The organism is Bacillus sp. FJAT-45350 (assembly GCF_002335805.1).
Taxonomy (GTDB): domain Bacteria; phylum Bacillota; class Bacilli; order Bacillales; family NISU01; genus FJAT-45350.
Map to the genome: position 1 here is coordinate 2911149 of NZ_NISU01000001.1, position 20259 is coordinate 2931407.

11 protein-coding genes and 3 rRNA genes are annotated in these 20259 nt (G+C 41.2%); 1 reads left to right on the forward strand and 13 read right to left on the reverse strand.

Annotated features, from left to right (window positions below; translation table 11 throughout):
- Window positions 1–6: 6 nt before the first annotated feature.
- The 13 genes from CD003_RS14645 to CD003_RS14705 form a co-directional block, all read right to left on the reverse strand.
- Window positions 7–1278 (reverse strand): GntP family permease, encoded by a 1272-nt coding sequence (locus CD003_RS14645; protein ID WP_096201799.1) that lies wholly within the window; start codon window positions 1276–1278, stop codon window positions 7–9.
- Window positions 1279–1299: 21 nt separating this feature from the next.
- Window positions 1300–1773: a Cys-tRNA(Pro) deacylase gene (gene ybaK, locus CD003_RS14650; protein WP_096201800.1), complete on the reverse strand. Its 474-nt coding sequence runs from the start codon at window positions 1771–1773 to the stop codon at window positions 1300–1302.
- Window positions 1774–1836: 63 nt separating this feature from the next.
- Complete coding sequence (locus CD003_RS14655; RefSeq protein ID WP_096201801.1) at window positions 1837–2559, reverse strand: hypothetical protein; 723 nt, start codon at window positions 2557–2559, stop codon at window positions 1837–1839.
- Window positions 2560–2995: 436 nt separating this feature from the next.
- A 5S ribosomal RNA gene (gene rrf / locus CD003_RS14660) occupies window positions 2996–3111 on the reverse strand.
- Between the two features lie 76 nt (window positions 3112–3187).
- Window positions 3188–6127: ribosomal RNA gene (locus CD003_RS14665) — 23S ribosomal RNA — on the reverse strand.
- Window positions 6128–6477: 350 nt separating this feature from the next.
- Window positions 6478–8029: ribosomal RNA gene (locus tag CD003_RS14670) — 16S ribosomal RNA — on the reverse strand.
- Together the 16S, 23S and 5S rRNA genes form the textbook arrangement of a ribosomal RNA operon.
- 430 nt (window positions 8030–8459) lie before the next feature.
- Window positions 8460–9893, reverse strand: coding sequence for an Asp-tRNA(Asn)/Glu-tRNA(Gln) amidotransferase subunit GatB (gene gatB / locus CD003_RS14675; protein ID WP_096201802.1), 1434 nt, complete (start codon window positions 9891–9893; stop codon window positions 8460–8462).
- A gap of 15 nt (window positions 9894–9908) precedes the next feature.
- Window positions 9909–11366, reverse strand: coding sequence for an Asp-tRNA(Asn)/Glu-tRNA(Gln) amidotransferase subunit GatA (gene gatA / locus CD003_RS14680; protein ID WP_096201803.1), 1458 nt, complete (start codon window positions 11364–11366; stop codon window positions 9909–9911).
- A 13-nt stretch (window positions 11367–11379) separates the two neighbouring features.
- Entirely contained in the window at window positions 11380–11670 is a 291-nt protein-coding gene (gatC, locus tag CD003_RS14685) for an Asp-tRNA(Asn)/Glu-tRNA(Gln) amidotransferase subunit GatC (protein WP_096201804.1), read from the reverse strand.
- 388 nt (window positions 11671–12058) lie between these two features.
- Window positions 12059–13231 (reverse strand): CamS family sex pheromone protein, encoded by a 1173-nt coding sequence (locus tag CD003_RS14690; protein WP_096201805.1) that lies wholly within the window; start codon window positions 13229–13231, stop codon window positions 12059–12061.
- A 32-nt stretch (window positions 13232–13263) separates the two neighbouring features.
- Window positions 13264–15276 carry an NAD-dependent DNA ligase LigA gene (gene ligA / locus CD003_RS14695; protein ID WP_096201806.1) on the reverse strand — a complete coding sequence of 671 codons (2013 nt, stop codon included), beginning with the start codon at window positions 15274–15276 and terminating at the stop codon, window positions 13264–13266.
- Window positions 15277–15320: 44 nt separating this feature from the next.
- Window positions 15321–17540 (reverse strand): DNA helicase PcrA, encoded by a 2220-nt coding sequence (pcrA, locus tag CD003_RS14700; protein ID WP_179295564.1) that lies wholly within the window; start codon window positions 17538–17540, stop codon window positions 15321–15323.
- Window positions 17541–17608: 68 nt separating this feature from the next.
- Window positions 17609–18295 (reverse strand): heptaprenylglyceryl phosphate synthase, encoded by a 687-nt coding sequence (locus CD003_RS14705; RefSeq protein WP_096201808.1) that lies wholly within the window; start codon window positions 18293–18295, stop codon window positions 17609–17611.
- 189 nt (window positions 18296–18484) lie between these two features.
- Here CD003_RS14705 and ade point away from each other — a divergent pair, with 189 nt between their 5' ends.
- A complete protein-coding gene (ade, locus tag CD003_RS14710) occupies window positions 18485–20221 on the forward strand; it encodes an adenine deaminase (protein ID WP_257008322.1) in 1737 nt (578 codons plus the stop codon).
- Window positions 20222–20259: the final 38 nt, after the last annotated feature.

The following is a 20259-nucleotide window of genomic DNA, read 5'->3' on the forward strand; positions in this document are numbered from 1 at the left end:
ATATTTTTAAAAAGATAAAGCAAATACCCCAAATAATAAGGTAGAAATGATTACAATGACTAAACCTATTACTGTTTCATACGGTAGTAGCTTGAAACGCTCTACCATACCCATATTCACACTCCCTCTTGTAATATGAAAATACGTACCATGAGGCAAATGATCGAGTACTGTTGCCCCAGCATGAACCATAGCCGCTCCAGCGAGTGCCTGAATCCCTAATTCTAAAATAATAGGAGCGAACACATTTCCCGCCACCGCAGTAGCAGCTGCCGTTGACCCTGTTGCTGCTGACATTGTCACCCCAGCAATTGGAGCCAATGCATAGGCTGGTAATCCCATTGAATCAATTGCAGACAAAATTACATCAATAATTGCAGAATGTGCTATGACTCCTGCTAGAGTACCGGTCCCAATAAGCAATATTGCTACACCTGACATTTTTTCTAATCCAGACGTAGCATAGCGATTAATTTCTCTTCCCTTTTTCATAATGATCGCCCCTACTATTCCTCCAATGGGCAGCGCAAATAAAGGATCAATAAACCAACCAAAAAGAGGCTGAAGTAGTAAAAGGAAAATAGCAAAAGCTGGGCCAGACAACGATGCTCCTAAAGAAGGCAATTCAGTCTCTTGTTGTTGTTCAGGTACATCGACATCAGAAATTGAGCTTCCTTTGTTTACTAACTTTTTTGCAATTAAATATGTAATAGCTGCTCCACCTAATGCGGGAATAACTCCTGCAACCATGACTGATGTTAACGGTACTTGAAAGGCTTCCGCTGCTGCAATCGTATTCGGATTGGGTGAGATGATGTTTCCAGCCTTTCCCCCACCTGAAATCGCTAAAAGTACAGCAAACTTCGACATATTTGCCCGCTTAGCAATTGCTAAAGCTATTGGGGCTACCGTTAATACAGCTACTCCTATAAAGACACCTACGCCAGTTAAAATCATCGTAGCACCAGTAATCGCAAGAAGTGCCTTCGTTTCTCCTAACCCGTTAACTATCGATTCTGCAATTCTCTTAGCAGCACCAGATTCTATCAATACACCTGCTAGAACACCTGCAGCAAGTACACGAAGTACAACCCCTGTCATTCCTTGTGCACCTTGTATCATTACTTGGACTGTTTCTGGAATTGGCAGTCCTCCAATTAAGCCGCCAACTAGTGCGCCTAGCATCATGGCATATGGTGGATTCACATGCTTAATAATTAAGATAATCGTTAAAGTGAGTCCAATAAGTGTTCCAAATGAACTGATTTGTATGTCCATATCAATCCCCTATTTCTTCTATTATGTTATATCTGCTATCTCAGCATTAGTAATATCTTGGAGAGACTGAACCGATAATTCAATTTGCAAGCCTATCTTACCTCCACTTACTATGATATTCGAAAGCTCGTTTGCTGCGTTATCAATGTATGTGGGGTATAGCTTTTTCATTCCAATCGGAGAACAACCGCCACGTATATAACCAGTCAAAGCTAGAATATCCTTTACAGGGACCATCTCTACTTTCTTTTCCCCTGAAGACTTTGCAGCTTTTTTCAAATTTAGTTCAGCTTCGACAGGTATAACATACACATTAATTGAATTGCTGCTTCCTTTAGCAACAAGTGTTTTATAAACGATAGACGGATCTCTTTCTACTTTTTTAGCAACTGATACACCATCTATCAATCCATCATCATGGGAGTAAGTTAATATATGATAATCAATCTTCTTTGAATCTAACATTCGCATAGCATTTGTTTTTACCTTTGACAATGTCAACCTCCCTTTCTCTTTTAACTGTTATCATTAATAAAAAAGTAGTAGAATTACATTAAGTTACCAACTAAAAAAGTAATTAAATGACAGAAGAACACTAGTGTACAGTAAGACGCTTATCGCGAAAGTAGGAAAATGTGACTCATGTTCATTTGGTAATTCATTTTTTAACACATTTAATATCATTGCCCCAGACAGAAAAGAGTAAATTACTGAATTCACTACTAGAGATAACTCTATAATTGCCCCTATTAAGCAACCTACTATTACACTTACTGAAAGAATATAGCGTCCGAGCTTCAAGTATTTTCTAGGGCTCTCAAACCAAAGATCGTGTGCTACTGTGAGGAAATGTCCACCTATTGCAATAATATATAACAGTGCTTGTATCCCTTCAATTGCTGAGTGTACGAATATATAAGAAATCATCATAGTATAAAGAGCAAAGAAAGCTACTTCTATCCAAAAGAACACCCATTTTCCCTTATTATTTTGTTTCTCCATAACAACTGCTACTCTCTCAAGCCCGCAATATACTAATAATCCTATTAATCCAACGAAGTATATTTCAATATCCATCGCGAGGTTATCGTTATACTCTCTTATCGATTGTTGATAACCATGTAATGAAGGAAAAATATAAATAAAAACATATGATACAGCCAAGCCTCCAGAAAAGGATAACCACCGATTACGACGAATTCGGTTAGATGGAATAATCCTAACTATGAAAATATAGATGAAAATAAAGGTGACTGCCATACTAATAGATTCTATAGACATAGAAATTTCTCCTTTACATACCTTCTCTCCAATAAAGTATTATTTCCCTATAAGGTTTGGAGAAAAACATTCTGATAAATTGGTTAAGAAAAGAGTACATTTTCAGAGTGAGCAATACTAGATGGTTAATGGTTAATGGTTAATTACTTTGTTTTGAAAGAATAAACTTAGGAAATAAATAAAAAATAGGTTCAATCATTATCGATTGAACCATTTTGCTTATATTTTAAATATCAAATTTGAAGATATTTTTTTAAAAATTTAAGATAACTTTTTGATTCGGATAAAGTCTGTGTTATTATTCTGTACACTTTAATTTTTTTACTTATAGTTTTGTTTTATATATATTGAAGATATTGACTCTTCGAGCCAATCGCTCTTCAGCTTTGTCTTCATCAACGAAAAAAAGCACCCTCTTAAAGGATGCTTTACATTTACCTAGCAACGTCCTACTCTCGCAGGGGGAAGCCCCCAACTACCATCGGCGCTGAAGAGCTTAACTTCCGTGTTCGGCATGGGAACGGGTGTGGCCTCTTCGCCATCATCACTAGATTCTCTGAGAGTTGTTCTCTCAAAACTAGATAGTGTTATATATGCAGGTCGTCGAATTCATTTCAACCTTAGAAAATTGGATAAGCCCTCGACCGATTAGTATCTCTCAGCTCCACATGTCACCATGCTTCCACCCGAGACCTATCAACCTCATCATCTCTAAGGGGTCTTACTTACTTAACGTAATGGGAAATCTCATCTTGAGGGGGGCTTCATGCTTAGATGCTTTCAGCACTTATCCCGTCCACACGTAGCTACCCAGCTATGCTCCTGGCGGAACAACTGGTACACCAGCGGTGTGTCCATCCCGGTCCTCTCGTACTAAGGACAGCTCCTCTCAAATTTCCTACGCCCGCGACGGATAGGGACCGAACTGTCTCACGACGTTCTGAACCCAGCTCGCGTACCGCTTTAATGGGCGAACAGCCCAACCCTTGGGACCTACTTCAGCCCCAGGATGCGATGAGCCGACATCGAGGTGCCAAACCTCCCCGTCGATGTGGACTCTTGGGGGAGATAAGCCTGTTATCCCCAGGGTAGCTTTTATCCGTTGAGCGATGGCCCTTCCATGCGGAACCACCGGATCACTAAGCCCGACTTTCGTCCCTGCTCGACTTGTAGGTCTCGCAGTCAAGCTCCCTTATGCCTTTGCACTCTACGAATGATTTCCAACCATTCTGAGGGAACCTTTGGGCGCCTCCGTTACTGTTTAGGAGGCGACCGCCCCAGTCAAACTGCCCACCTGACACTGTCCCCGAACCGGATCACGGTCCTAGGTTAGAATTTCAATACAGTCAGGGTAGTATCCCACCGACGCCTCCACCGAAGCTTGCGCTCCGGTTTCCAAGGCTCCTACCTATCCTGTACAAACTGTACCAAAATCCAATATCAAGCTACAGTAAAGCTCCATGGGGTCTTTCCGTCCTGTCGCGGGTAACCTGCATCTTCACAGGTAATATAATTTCACCGGGTCTCTCGTTGAGACAGTATCCAAGTCGTTACACCATTCGTGCGGGTCGGAACTTACCCGACAAGGAATTTCGCTACCTTAGGACCGTTATAGTTACGGCCGCCGTTTACTGGGGCTTCAATTCAAAGCTTCTCCCGAAGGATAACCTCTCCTCTTAACCTTCCAGCACCGGGCAGGTGTCAGCCCCTATACTTCGCCTTGCGGCTTCGCAGAGACCTGTGTTTTTGCTAAACAGTCGCTTGGATCTTTTCACTGCGGCTCTCTCGGGCTTGCACCCTAACAGAGCACCCCTTCTCCCGAAGTTACGGGGTCATTTTGCCGAGTTCCTTAACGAGAGTTCTCCCGAGCGTCTTAGAATTCTCTTCTCGCCTACCTGTGTCGGTTTGCGGTACGGGCACCTCTCACCTCGCTAGAGGCTTTTCTTGGCAGTGGAGGATCAGGAACTTCGCTACTATTATTTCGCTCGCCATCACAGCTCAGCCTTTACGATAAGCGGATTTTCCTACTTACCAGCCTAACTGCTTGGACGCACATATCCATCAGTGCGCTTACCCTACCTTACTGCGTCCCCCCATTACTCAAACGGTGAGGAGGTGGTACAGGAATATCAACCTGTTGTCCATCGCCTACGCCTTTCGGCCTCGGCTTAGGTCCCGACTTACCCTGAGCGGACGAGCCTTCCTCAGGAAACCTTGGGCTTTCGACGGAGGGGATTCTCACCCCTCTTTTCGCTACTCATACCGGCATTCTCACTTCTAAGCGCTCCACCAGTCCTCTCGGTCTGACTTCGCAGCACTTAGAACGCTCCCCTACCACTGACACCTAAGGTGTCAATCCATAGCTTCGGTGATACGTTTAGCCCCGGTACATTTTCGGCGCAGAGTCACTCGACCAGTGAGCTATTACGCACTCTTTAAATGGTGGCTGCTTCTAAGCCAACATCCTGGTTGTCTGTGCAACTCCACATCCTTTTCCACTTAACGTATACTTTGGGACCTTAGCTGATGGTCTGGGCTGTTTCCCTCTTGACTACGGATCTTAGCACTCGCAGTCTGACTCCCGAGGATAAGTATTTGGCATTCGGAGTTTGACTGAATTCGGTAATCCTGTGGGGACCCCTAGTCCAATCAGTGCTCTACCTCCAATACTCTCACCTCGAGGCTAGCCCTAAAGCTATTTCGGGGAGAACCAGCTATCTCCGAGTTCGATTGGCATTTCACCCCTACCCACACCTCATCCCCGCATTTTTCAACATGCGTGGGTTCGGGCCTCCATTCAGTGTTACCTGAACTTCACCCTGGACATGGGTAGATCACACGGTTTCGGGTCTACGACGGCGTACTGTAATCGCCCTATTCAGACTCGCTTTCGCTACGGCTCCGCATTATCTGCTTAACCTTGCACGACATCGTAACTCGCCGGTTCATTCTACAAAAGGCACGCCATCACCCGTAAATGGGCTCTGACTACTTGTAGGCACACGGTTTCAGGATCTGTTTCACTCCCCTCCCGGGGTGCTTTTCACCTTTCCCTCACGGTACTGGTTCACTATCGGTCACTAGGGAGTATTTAGCCTTGGGAGATGGTCCTCCCAGATTCCGACGGGGTTTCACGTGTCCCGCCGTACTCAGGATCCACTCTGGAGGAAACGAAGTTTCGACTACAGGGCTGTTACCTTGTTTCGCGGACCTTTCCAGGTCGCTTCATCTACTTCGTTTCTTTCTTACTCCGTATAGAGTGTCCTACAACCCCAAGAGGCAAGCCTCTTGGTTTGGGCTATATTCCGTTTCGCTCGCCGCTACTCAGGAAATCGCATTTGCTTTCTCTTCCTCTGGGTACTTAGATGTTTCAGTTCCCCAGGTCTACCTCCACATACCCTATGTATTCAGGTATGGGTACCATCCCATTACGGATGGTGGGTTCCCCCATTCGGAAATCTCCGGATCAAAGCTTACTTACAGCTCCCCGAAGCATATCGGTGTTCGTCCCGTCCTTCATCGGCTCCTAGTGCCAAGGCATCCACCGTGCGCCCTTTCTAGCTTAACCATGACAAAACATAATTGCTAATTGCAAATTACGAATTGCTAATTAAAACCTTAAAGGTTCGTCAGCGTGTAATCGCTAAGGCGATTACACTTAAATGAATTCTTGACTTCTCAAGTAAAACTCAATCGATAAACGATCAAATTATACTAGTTGCATATATAAATCACTATCTAGTTTTCAAAGAACAAGGCTACTACATTGAGTAGCTTCTTTGCTGCCTTGCGACGAGTAATCGCAGGAGCAAATGTATTTGTTGAGAGATTTATTCTCTCAAAACTGAACGACAAAAGTCCGAAGCGTCGAACAACACATAATGTGAAGTCCGTCGACTAGAGTTAAATACTCCATAGAAAGGAGGTGATCCAGCCGCACCTTCCGATACGGCTACCTTGTTACGACTTCACCCCAATCATCTGTCCCACCTTAGGCGGCTGGCTCCAAAAGGTTACCCCACCGACTTCGGGTGTTACAAACTCTCGTGGTGTGACGGGCGGTGTGTACAAGGCCCGGGAACGTATTCACCGCGGCATGCTGATCCGCGATTACTAGCGATTCCGGCTTCATGTAGGCGAGTTGCAGCCTACAATCCGAACTGAGAATGGCTTTATGGGATTGGCTCAACCTCGCGGTTTCGCTGCCCTTTGTACCATCCATTGTAGCACGTGTGTAGCCCAGGTCATAAGGGGCATGATGATTTGACGTCATCCCCACCTTCCTCCGGTTTGTCACCGGCAGTCACCTTAGAGTGCCCAACTGAATGCTGGCAACTAAGATCAAGGGTTGCGCTCGTTGCGGGACTTAACCCAACATCTCACGACACGAGCTGACGACAACCATGCACCACCTGTCACTTTGTCCCCCGAAGGGGAAAGCCCTATCTCTAGGGTGGTCAAAGGATGTCAAGACCTGGTAAGGTTCTTCGCGTTGCTTCGAATTAAACCACATGCTCCACCGCTTGTGCGGGCCCCCGTCAATTCCTTTGAGTTTCAGCCTTGCGGCCGTACTCCCCAGGCGGAGTGCTTAATGTGTTAACTTCGGCACTAAGGGCATCGAAACCCCTAACACCTAGCACTCATCGTTTACGGCGTGGACTACCAGGGTATCTAATCCTGTTTGCTCCCCACGCTTTCGCGCCTCAGCGTCAGTTACAGACCAGAGAGTCGCCTTCGCCACTGGTGTTCCTCCACATATCTACGCATTTCACCGCTACACGTGGAATTCCACTCTCCTCTTCTGTACTCAAGTCTCCCAGTTTCCAATGACCCTCCACGGTTGAGCCGTGGGCTTTCACATCAGACTTAAAAGACCGCCTGCGCGCGCTTTACGCCCAATAATTCCGGACAACGCTTGCCACCTACGTATTACCGCGGCTGCTGGCACGTAGTTAGCCGTGGCTTTCTGGTTAGGTACCGTCAAGGTGCCGCCCTATTTGAACGGCACTTGTTCTTCCCTAACAACAGAGCTTTACGACCCGAAGGCCTTCATCGCTCACGCGGCGTTGCTCCGTCAGACTTTCGTCCATTGCGGAAGATTCCCTACTGCTGCCTCCCGTAGGAGTCTGGGCCGTGTCTCAGTCCCAGTGTGGCCGATCACCCTCTCAGGTCGGCTACGCATCGTCGCCTTGGTAAGCCACTACCTTACCAACTAGCTAATGCGCCGCAGGCCCATCTTGTAGTGTTAGCCGAGGCCAACTTTAAGATAACACGCATGCGCGAATTATCTAACATCCGGTATTAGCTCCGGTTTCCCGAAGTTATCCCAGTCTACAAGGCAGGTTGCCTACGTGTTACTCACCCGTCCGCCGCTAACGTCCGGGAGCAAGCTCCCTTCAGTCCGCTCGACTTGCATGTATTAGGCACGCCGCCAGCGTTCGTCCTGAGCCAGGATCAAACTCTCCGTAGAAAGTGTGATATAAGCTCACTGTCACAAACGTGACGTTTCGATTTTAAAAAATCGAGAAAATTAACGAGATGTGTTTACATCTCTTTTACGCTTGGCTTTTGTCTTGTTCAGTTTTCAAAGAACAACTTGTCACTTGCTTCAGCAACATTTATTAATGTAACACATCAACACTACCAAAGTCAACATCATTTTCAAAAGAATTTATTTTTCTTTTTTAGATGCATTGCTTTAAGCAACATAAAATAATATACCATTTCTAATTATGCTTTGCAACTCTTTTTTAAATTTATTTGTTTTGTTTACCTGTAGTATCTTTACCCAACAGTACAAAGATTAAAACCCTTTTTTGTAAATTTATTTTCAACTCTACAATTTTTTTTAAAAATCCCATTGTAATAGGATCTCTCCTAGCACAATGGGAATCATTATATTATCTCTTTTTAATTTCTTGCATGATTAATTTATTAACTAATGGAGGATTCGCTTTACCTTTAGTTGCTTTCATTACTTGTCCAACAAGGAAGCCAACTGCTTTTTCTTTTCCTTCTTTGAAGTCAGTAACTGATTGAGGGTTATTATCAAGAGCCTCATTTACAATTTTAAGTAGTTCTCCCTCATCAGAGATTTGAACAAGTCCTTTTTCTTTAACGATTGTCTCAGGGTCTCCACCATTTTCAATTAACTCTTTGAAAACAGTCTTTGCAATTTTAGAAGAGATTGTTCCCTTTTCTATTAAAGAAATCATTTTAGCAAGACTTTCTGATGTAAGTGGAACCTCGCCTATTTCTTTATTATTTGCATTTAAATAAGCAGACATATCTCCCATAACCCAGTTTGCTACTTGTTTTGGTTCTGCTTTGTGAGACAGAGCTTCTTCAAAGAAATCAGCTAATGCTTTAGAAGCTGTAATAACGCCTGCGTCATAATCAGATAAACCTAACTCACCAGCATAACGTGCTTTTCTTTGGTCTGGCAACTCAGGAATTTCAGCACGAACGCGTTCTTTCCACTCTTCATCAATCACTGTTCCCACAAGATCAGGATCTGGAAAGTAACGATAATCGTCAGCACCTTCTTTTACACGCATAAGCAATGTTTCATTTTTCACATCATCCCAGCGACGCGTTTCTTGTGCTAGTACTTGACCTTCTAATAACTCTCTTTCTTGACGAATTTGCTCATAAGCTAGTCCCTTTTTAACATGAGCAAAAGAGTTTAAGTTCTTTAATTCCGTCTTTGTACCAAACTCCTCTTGTCCTACAGGACGTAATGAGATGTTGGCATCACAGCGTAGTGAACCTTGTTCCATTTTACAATCCGATACTTCTGTATATTCAAGAATCGCCTTAAGCTTCTCTAAATATGCATATGCTTCTTCAGGTGAACGAAGGTCTGGCTCAGATACAATCTCAATTAACGGTGTACCAACACGGTTAAAGTCTACTAATGAATAGTCTCCGTACTCAGAGTGTGTTAACTTCCCTGCATCTTCCTCTAAGTGTATGCGTGTAATCCCAATTGTTTTCTTCTCACCATCTACTTCAATTTCTATCGAACCATGCTCCCCAATCGGTTTATCTAATTGAGAGATTTGGTATGCTTTCGGGCTGTCAGGATAGAAATAGTTTTTACGATCGAATACTGTTTCCTCTGCAATCTGACAGTTAAGAGCCATAGAAGCTCTCATCCCATATTCCACTGCTTGTTTGTTCAATACAGGTAAAACACCTGGGTGACCTAAGCAAATTGGACATGTATGTGTATTTGGCGGAGCTCCAAACTCAGTGGAGCATCCACAGAAGATCTTTGACTTTGTTTTTAACTCTACATGAACCTCAAGTCCAATGACTGTTTCAAATTTCACGTTTTTTCTCCCCCCTTACAGTTCCGGCTTTGCCTTATGATGGTCTGTTGCTTGTTCATATGTATGAGCAACACGATAAATTGTTCCTTCATCAAAGTGCTTTCCAATGATTTGAAGCCCTACAGGTAAACCATTTGAGAAACCACACGGTACAGAAATCGCTGGTACTCCTGCAAGGTTTACTGGAATTGTTAAAATATCATTTGCATACATTGTTAATGGATCGTCCACTTTTTCACCAATTTTAAACGCAGTTGTCGGCGCAGTTGGTCCAATAATAACATCATACTTTTCAAGTACATCGTCAAAATCTTTCTTAATTAACGTACGTACTTTTTGAGCTTTTTTATAGTAAGCATCGTAATATCCAGAGCTTAATGCATAAGTTCCGAGCATTATACGACGTTTAACCTCGTCACCAAATCCTTGGCTACGAGTTTCTTTGTACATTTCAAGTAAATTCTCTGCATTATCCGAACGCACCCCATATCGAACACCATCAAAACGAGCAAGATTTGCTGATGCTTCTGAAGAGGAAAGTAAATAATATGTTGCCACTGCATACTTAGAGTGAGGTAATGACACCTCTTCCCATGTAGCGCCTTGAGCCTCTAACACTTTTAAAGCAGCAAGAATTTTTTCCTTTACATCTGTATTTACACCTTCTGCAAGGTATTCCTTAGGTACGGCAATCTTAAGACCTTGAACGTTTCCAGTTAATGATGAAAGATAATCAACAACGTCTACATTTGCTGAAGTTGTATCCATCTTGTCGTGACCGGCTAGTACTTGTAGAACTAATGCGTTATCTTCTACTGTACGGGTAATCGGACCTATTTGGTCTAGCGATGATGCAAAAGCAACTAGTCCAAATCTTGAAACACGACCATACGTTGGTTTAAGGCCAACTACACCACAATAAGCAGCTGGTTGACGGATTGAACCACCTGTATCTGAACCTAATGAGAACACAACTTCTCCTGCCGCTACCGAAGCAGCTGAACCACCACTAGACCCCCCTGGAACATAATCCGTATTCCATGGATTTCTCGTGTTGAAGAGACCTGAATTTTCAGTTGAAGAACCCATCGCAAACTCATCCATGTTTAGTTTTCCCATTGTCACAGACTGAGCTTCCTGTAGCTTTTTCGTAACAGTTGCATCGTGAACTGCTTCAAAATTAGCTAAAAGCTTACTTGAACAAGTTGTCTTTAGACCTCTTACCATGATATTGTCTTTAATTCCAGCTGGTATTCCAAACAGAAGTCCTCTTGTACTATCTTTTTCAAGTGCCTCATCTAATTGTTTGGCATAACTTTTTGCCTGCTCATCATTTAATGAAACGAATGCCTTTACCTTATCATCTACTTCTGAAATTCGTTGCTGAGATGCATCAACTAGCTCAGAAACCGATACTTCTTTATTATGTAATCGTTTATGTAAGTCAGAAATACTTCCCTCTAAAATTGACATACTATCCCCTCCTTTACTCCATTATCGATGGTACCTTAACTTGTCCATCTTGTTGGTCCGGTGCATTCTTCAATACCTCTTCAACCGGTAATGATTCTCTTACTTCATCCTCACGTAAGACATTTTGAATGTTCAATACGTGTGTAGTTGGTTCAATTCCTTCTGTATCAAGTTCATTTAATTGTTCTGCAAATGTAATGATTGCATCTAATTGCTTTGTAAAAAGTTCTGCTTCTTCTTCAGTAACTGATAAACGTGCTAAATTGGCAACATGTTTTACTTCGTCTTTTGTAATACGAGCCATGCTATCACCTCCAAAAATCGTACATTTCACAATAAATAGATAATACCAAATTACGTAGTAACAGGCAACAAAGTGGGGAGGGGGATAATGGTGAATTATGAGTTATGAGTTATGAATTGCTAATTGCTAATTGCTAATTGCTAATTGCTAATTGCTAATTGCTAATTGCTAATTGCTAATTGCTAATTGCTAATTGCTAATTGCTAATTGCTAATTGCTCGGCTGATAAATCAGCCGCGACAATTAGCAAAGACTCGTTCTAGCTTTGCTAGAACATCTATAGGTCTTAATTCGCCATTTGCCATTCTACATTTGCAATTCGCAATTCGTTTTTCAATAAAAAAAGAACACAACGTCGGTTTAATTGTCCTCGTTGTGTTCGTTCTGTCTATCGATAGATATGAATGATTGGTTCTTCGTTTGGGTTTCTGATGATGATGCTTTCGTTTCCTGCAACTGAAGTGATATACACTTGGACCTTTAAGCTATTCGGGAATCGCTGTGTGATACGGTCTGCAACATATTGTGTTAAGGCTATCACTTCTGCTTTCCCATAATAACGAATTGGCACTTCAATTGTTAATTCATGGAGCTGTTCATTCTTATAATACCCTTTGCCAACAACACCAATAAAGTTGTCAAAAAATCCTTCTATCTCTTCTTTTAACTTCATGAAACGCTCTGCATCATTACGTTGTTCTGCTGTCGCATCTCTAGACGGGAACAAATAATACCGCTCATTTATTCGTTGCCAATTTCCTATTTCTCTTGCCGGTTCAGCAACACCTTTTGCAAAGAATGTTCCTGGAATAACAGAGTTCTGCTCTTGTTCCATAAATAAAGCTACTATTATTGGAACATTTTCTAAAACACCATTTTCACGATTAACCTCACGCAGACGAGAAACAACCTCACTTGCCATACGTCTTCCCTCTGCTTCTACCTTTTGAGGGTCTAATTGCTTACTATAAAAATGATATCGTCCTTGGTCATCTTCTACTCTAAAATGATAGACACTATTCAACGATAGACCGACGACAATTCCACCTAATTCAAGGTTACCATTTTCATTTTCCACAAGATAATTGTGTTCTAAAATATGAGATAAGTATCTCGGCTGACTTTCCTCTCTCTCCCTCAGCGTTTCCCCATCACCTAGAGGAGGATTAATACCCGCTGGGTTGTTTTCTTCATGGTAACGAATCAACCAACTATTCAACTCATCCTTCTCAATATATTGACCTTCACGGAAAAAGTATTGTTCTGGGCTGAATCGTTCATTCGCTAACCCCATTAGACCCATTTCTAACTGTTCCAAATCAAATCGATTATAAACAACCGCATTACTAAATCCTCTGGCTTCCCCGTGAGTATAAACCCCTTCATAAAGAACACTACGATAGTAATTTTCCTGTGTATATATTTGCGGGCTTAATTCTACCAGTTGTTCCTGTTCATGTTCCTCTACTTCGATAAGCTCTTCTTCGCTTCCGATAAAGGGTAAACACCCAGATAGAAGAAAAACACTCGATAAGACGACCGCACTTATTCGTTTGATCATCTTGCAACACTCCTCATCCAAGCCAACTACTATTAGTTGTTTTCTAATTCTTGTATTAAACGCTCTTCATTCCAAACTTCAATTCCAAGTGACTCAGCTTTATCTAATTTAGATCCTGCATCCTCACCAGCAATTAGAAGGTCAGTTTTCTTACTGACACTTCCTGTTACCTTACCGCCAAGAGCTTCTATCTTTTCTTTTGCTTCATTTCGAGAAAGGACTTCTAACCTACCCGTTAAAACAACTGTTTTTTCTGCAAAAGGGCTATCTTTTACAGCTTCAACAGAAATCTTTGGCCCTGTATATGTTAGATTTACATTAAGTTCTTTTAACTCAGAGATAAGTTCTTGAACCTCTGGCATCTCAAAATAACTAACAATTGAATCCGCCATTTTTTCACCAATTTCGTTTACAGCAACTAACTCATCGTAGCTAGCATCATTTAATGAATCAATCGTTTCAAACTGCATCGCTAATGTCTTTGCTGCCTTTGCTCCTACAAAACGAATACCAAGTCCAAATAACAGACGTTCTAATGAATTTTGTTTCGTCGCTTCAATAGCAGCTAAGAGGTTATCAACCGATTTCTCTCCCATCCGCTCTAGGTTAAGTAGTTCTTCCCTATTTAGCTTGTATATATCGGCTACATCCTGAACAAGCTCATGCTCAAATAATTGCGAGATTACCTTTTCACCAAGACCATCAATGTTCATCGCATTACGAGAAACAAAATGAATTAAACCTTCACGAATTTGTGCTGAACACTTTGGATTAATGCAACGTAGGGCCACTTCCCCTTCTAAACGGACAAGCTCACTTTCGCACGCCGGACAATGGGTAGGCATGCGAAACTCCTCTTCTTCACCTGTTCGTCTATCAGCAAGAACGTTTACAACCTCAGGAATGATATCTCCCGCTTTCTTAATAACAACAAAGTCACCAAGCTTAATATCCTTTTCTCGAATTAAGTCTTCATTATGCAACGAAGCTCTTTTTACTGTCGTCCCAGCAACGGTAACAGGAGATAGTAATGCAGTAGGTGTGACAACCCCTGTTCTTCCGATGCTTAATTCAATCCCCTCTAGCTTCGTGACAACTTCTTCAGCCGGAAATTTATAAGCCGTAGCCCATCTCGGACTTTTTGCTGTGAAGCCTAGCTCCTTTTGATGCTCAAGACTATCGACTTTAATAACGATACCGTCTATTTCATATGGTAATTCAGCACGGCGTTCTAGCCAACTGTTAATATATTCAATTACCTCTTCTATTGACTCACAATGCTTATTCTCTTGATTCGTCTTAAAGCCTATTTCTTTCAAATACTCTAAGCCTTGATGGTGAGAGAAAACTTCATTACCTTCGAGCAGTCCAATTCCATATAAAAAGACATCTAGGTTTCTTTTTGCTGCAATTTTCGGATTTAATTGACGTAAAGAACCAGCTGCAGCATTTCTTGGATTCGCAAACTTCTCTTCTCCAGCCAATTCCCTATCCTTATTTAATGCTTCAAAAGAGCGCTTCGGCATAAACGCTTCACCACGAACCTCGATATCTACGTTTTCTTTTAAACGAAGTGGTATAGATCGGATTGTTTTTAAATTTTGTGTAATGTCTTCTCCAATTGTACCATCTCCCCTAGTCGCTCCGCGGATAAATTTCCCGTTTTCATACGTTAAGGAGACAGCTAACCCATCAATTTTTAACTCACAGCTATACGTAGGTTGCTCATCATCAATCCCTTGTCGAACACGTCGGTCAAAGTCTCGTAAATCTTCCTCATTAAAGGCATTTCCTAAGCTAAGCATTGGGATTTTATGTTCTACTTTTTCAAAATGAGGCAAAGGCGCCCCTCCTACGCGAACAGAGGGTGAACTTTCACTTTGAAATTGAGGATATTGTTGTTCTAGCTCTAACAATTCCTGCATTAACTGGTCGTATTCCACATCTGTTACGACCGGGTTATCTAGCACGTAGTAATGGTAACCATAGTCTTCAAGTAACTCTCGTAGCTTATCAATTCGAGCTTCTGCTTCAATTGTTTTCATTATCGTTCGTTCCTTTCAACCAAGCTCTGGACAAACTTTTCCTATTATACCTTCTTAATCGGAGCAAATTTAGCAAATAATCGTTTGATTCCAGTTGGTGGTGGGAAAGCAATATCTAATTCTACCGAGTCCCCTTCACCTTTCAAACTGACGACCGTACCAATTCCCCATTTTCCGTGCTCTGCTTTATCTCCTACACTCCATTGGAACTGTTCTCCACCCGTTGTATTCATTTTCGGACGAGAAACAGGTCTTGTTGGTGATGGAGAGGTTGAACGAGATGTTTTTGCCCATTGTGGCATTGGCTTGTCTTCATTTAAGTTCTCTAGTAACTCTTCAGGAACTTCTGCAATAAAGCGTGATGGTGGATTTGTATTTGTTCGGCCAAATAATGTTCTCATTCTCGCATTCGTTAAATGTAATTTTTGCTCCGCACGAGTAATACCAACATAAGCTAAGCGGCGCTCCTCTTCCATTTCTTCCTCTTCAAATAGAGAACGACTATGAGGGAACACACCTTCCTCCATCCCAACTAAAAAGACAATCGGAAATTCTAAGCCCTTTGCTGAGTGAAGTGTCATTAAGACAACTGCATCAGTTGGTTCTTCCTCATCTTCATCTAGCTTATCAATATCAGCAATTAATGCTAAATCAGTTAAAAAGGCAACAAGTGATTTATCATCATTCTTTTTCTCAAAATCCTGAGTTACCGATAAGAACTCATCAATATTTTCTAGACGACTTTGTGCTTCAAGTGTTTTCTCATTTTTTAACGCTTCACGATAACCTGTTTGCTCTAGTAGTTCTTCTACTAATTCAGTGACAGATAAAAACTCTTGCATTTGAATCCAATTATTCATTTTCGTCGCAAAATCATGTAGCTTCGTTACAACTCTTGCACTTAAGCCAATTTGCTCAACCTCTTGTAATGCTCTGAAAATTGTAATATCCTGATTCGCCGCAAATTGAGCAACCTTGTCCATCGTTGCTGCTCCGATTCCACGTTTTGGTACATTAATAACCCTTAGTAAGCTAATATCATCATCAGGATTGGCTATTAATCGCAAATAAGCTAATACATCTTTAATTTCTTTACGATCGTAGAACTTAGTCCCACCGACAATATTATAATCAATATTAGATTTAAGGAGCATTTCCTCCATTACACGGGACTGAGCATTCGTACGGTATAAAATCGCAATATCAGAATTCTTATACTGCCCACTTTGAACAGCTTCTTTTATCTTACCTACAACAAAGTAAGATTCGTCCTGCTCACTATCAGCCTGGTAGTACGTGATTTTTTGACCTTCATCATTTTCAGTCCATAGCTTTTTCGGTTTTCTATTTAAATTCTTCTCAATCACTTGATTTGCTGCATTAAGAATCGTTTTTGTTGAACGATAATTTTGTTCAAGTAAAATAACTTGTGCGTTAGGGTAATCCTGTTCAAAAGATAGAATATTCTTAATATCAGCTCCGCGCCAGCGATAAATTGACTGATCTGAGTCCCCTACGACACAGATGTTTTTCAAGCGGTCGCTAATCATTTTGACTAGCATGTATTGAGCTCTGTTTGTATCCTGGTACTCATCCACAAGTACATACTGGAATTTACGTTGGTAGTATTCAAGAACTTCTGGCACTAACTTGAATAACGTGATTGTCTTCATAATTAAATCATCAAAATCTAGTGATTGGTTCTTCTTTAGCTGCTTTTGATATTCTTCATACACTTCTGCAGCTGTTTCCTCATAAGGTCCACTTGCAATTTTACTGAACTCTTCTGGCTTTTTCAGTTCATTCTTAGCACCGCTAATTGACCCTAAAATACTTCTTGGTTCAAACTTCTTCGGATCAATATTCTTCGATTTTAGAATTTGCTTAATAACAGATAGCTGGTCTGCAGAATCTAAAATTGTAAAATTACGATTGTATCCAATGCGGTCGATGTCTCGACGCAAAATTCGGACACACATTGAGTGGAACGTTGAAATCCAAATATCTTCTGCTATTGGACCAACAAGCTGTCCTACCCTATCCTTCATCTCTCTAGCTGCTTTATTTGTAAACGTAATCGCGAGAACATTCCAAGGTGCAATCCCTTTTTCTCGAAGTAAATAAGCAATACGATGAGTTAGTACCCTAGTCTTACCACTTCCTGCACCAGCCATTAGTAATAGCGGTCCATCAGTATGGACTACCGCTTTTCTCTGCTCTGGGTTTAACCCCGATAGCATCTTTTCAATTATTTTCCCCTGCATATTATCACCGCCATAGAAACATATGTTCTTATCACTTTCATTGTAAACTCTATTGCTTTTGACTGCAATTATTCTTTTACTGCTTTAACTGTTTTTAATGCTTCTTTAAAATCATCATAGATGACATTTCCTACAATGACCGTATCAGCAAAATTAGCCATTTCCTTCGCTTGTTCTGGAGTTGTGATTCCACCACCGTAGAAAAGCCTTGTATCTTTCAAAACCCCTTTTGCCTTTTTCACGATTGCTACATCCCCATACGCACCGCTATATTCCACGTAAAATATAGGAAGCTTGTACATGTGTTCTGCCATTCTTGCATAGGCAACTACATCCTCTTTATCTAGTTCACAAACTGCGTCTGTTAGTTTAGCTACTTTAGATTTTTCATTTAAAACACAGTAGCCCTCCATGATAATTTCTTCCCAATTCATTATTGCACCAAATTCTTTAACAGCCTTATGATGAAGCTGAGTAATCCATTTTGTATCCCTACTATTTAGTACAGTTGGGATAAAATAATAATCAAATCCAGGTGTTAATGCCTCGATGTTTGATACCTCAAGAGCACAAGAAACCGAATAGCGACGGATTTGAGCTAATAACATTAATGTATTATCCAACGTAACTCCATCCGAGCCTCCTACAATAATGCCATCAGTACCAGATTCACAAATTGCTTCTAATTCCTCATCAGTTATCTCTTTATTTGGGTCAAGCTTAAACGCATGCTTCCACTGTCTATAGTCAAGCATCTATTGTCCTCCATTATCTCTATGCACTTTTTTCATACCTGTCTGATTATATCAAATAAAGAGGGAGGAACTAAAGGGCGATCCAAAATCAGTTCGTAAATTCATTGAAACTTTATCATCTAATTAGTATTTCAACCGTAAATTATGGTAATATTCCTCAATAGAAAATATAAAAGGTGGTATTCTTCCATGAGCAAAAACCAACTTAAACAACAGCTAGCAGTTGCAACAAGAGAATCTATTGCTGATTTAGTTATAAAAAATGGAAAAATACTTGATGTGTTTAACCGTGAAATTATCGAAGAAGACGTAGCCATTAAAGATGGAAAATTTGTTGGCATTGGCGACTATGATGGGAAGGAAATAATTGATGCTAAAGGTTCCTTTGTTTGTCCTACATTTATTGATGGGCATGTTCATATTGAATCTTCTATGGTGACACCTAACGAATTAGGAAAAGTATTACTTCCTCACGGAGTATCAACAATTATTGCTGATCCACACGAAATTGCCAACGTCTCTGGCAGTGATGGGATTCAATATATTTTAGATGCTTCGGAAAAGTCTCCCTTAAACATCTATATCATGTTGCCATCTTGCGTGCCCGCAACGGAATTTGAACATTCTGGTGCTACCCTTACAGCGGAGGATTTAGCTCCATTCTATGACCACCCTCTTGTTCTAGGTTTAGCGGAAGTGATGGACTTTCCAGCTGTGTTAACTGGAAAGGACCAAATGCTTGATAAGCTACTCTCAGCTAGCAAATATGAAAAACTCATCGACGGTCACGCTGCCGGTCTAGATAAATACGGTTTAAACGGTTATATGACGGCTGGAATTCGTACAGATCACGAAGCCATTTCTGTGAAGGAAGCAAAAGAACGACTTCAAAGAGGAATGCACTTAATGATTCGGGAAGGCTCAGTAGCAAAGGATTTAGTAAACTTACTTCCTGTAGTTACTGAAAAAAATGCTTCTCGTTGTCTATTTGTCACTGACGATAAGCATTTAGATGACCTACTTGAAGAAGGAAACATCGACCATAATGTGAGACTAGCTATTACAAATGGAATGGACCCATTATTAGCCTATTGTATGGCTTCATTTCATAGCGCTCAATATTTTGGTTTGCAAACAAAAGGAGCCATTGCACCTGGATATGATGCAGACTTCATGCTTGTATCAAATATAGAAGAAGTAACCATTAAACAAGTATTTACAAACGGCGCTATTGTAGCGCAAGACGGAAAGCTCGTCATTGAAACAGAGGATTCATACATTGTTCCACCAGTGAACTTAACAAAGAGTGTCAATCTGCCAGAACTAAAAGCAGAGAATTTTCAAATTAAGTTAGATTCAGCCAAAGCAAATATTATTGACATTATCCCAAATTCCCTTGTAACAAAACACATGATAGAAGAAGTAGACATCGAGAATGGTATCTTTATTCCATCAGTAGAAAAGGATCAACTTAAGCTAACAGTGATTGAACGCCATCATCAGACTGGACACATCGGGCTTGGAATTGTAAAAGGATTAAAGCTCCAAGCTGGAGCAATCGCATCGACAGTAGCACACGATTCGCACAACCTTATTGTCTGCTCTACTAATGATCAAGATTTACTAACAGCTGTTGAAGTAATTAAGCAAATGCAAGGTGGTACTGTTGTTGTGAAGGACGGACAGGTACTCTCTAAGCTTGAACTATCAATCTCAGGACTTATTTCTGATAAGCCCTACGAAGAAGTTAATAAGGAACTTAAGCATCTTAATGCTGCATTAGCAAAGATAGGCTTTCAAGAGACCTTTAACCCCTTCCTTACGTTATCTTTTCTTGCTCTACCTGTCATCCCAGAGTTGAAATTAACAGACCTCGGCTTATTTGATGTAAAAGCATTTAAGCATATTGATATATCAGCTATTTAGGAGTTAATCTAGACAAAGAAAATCCCTTTCACTTGATG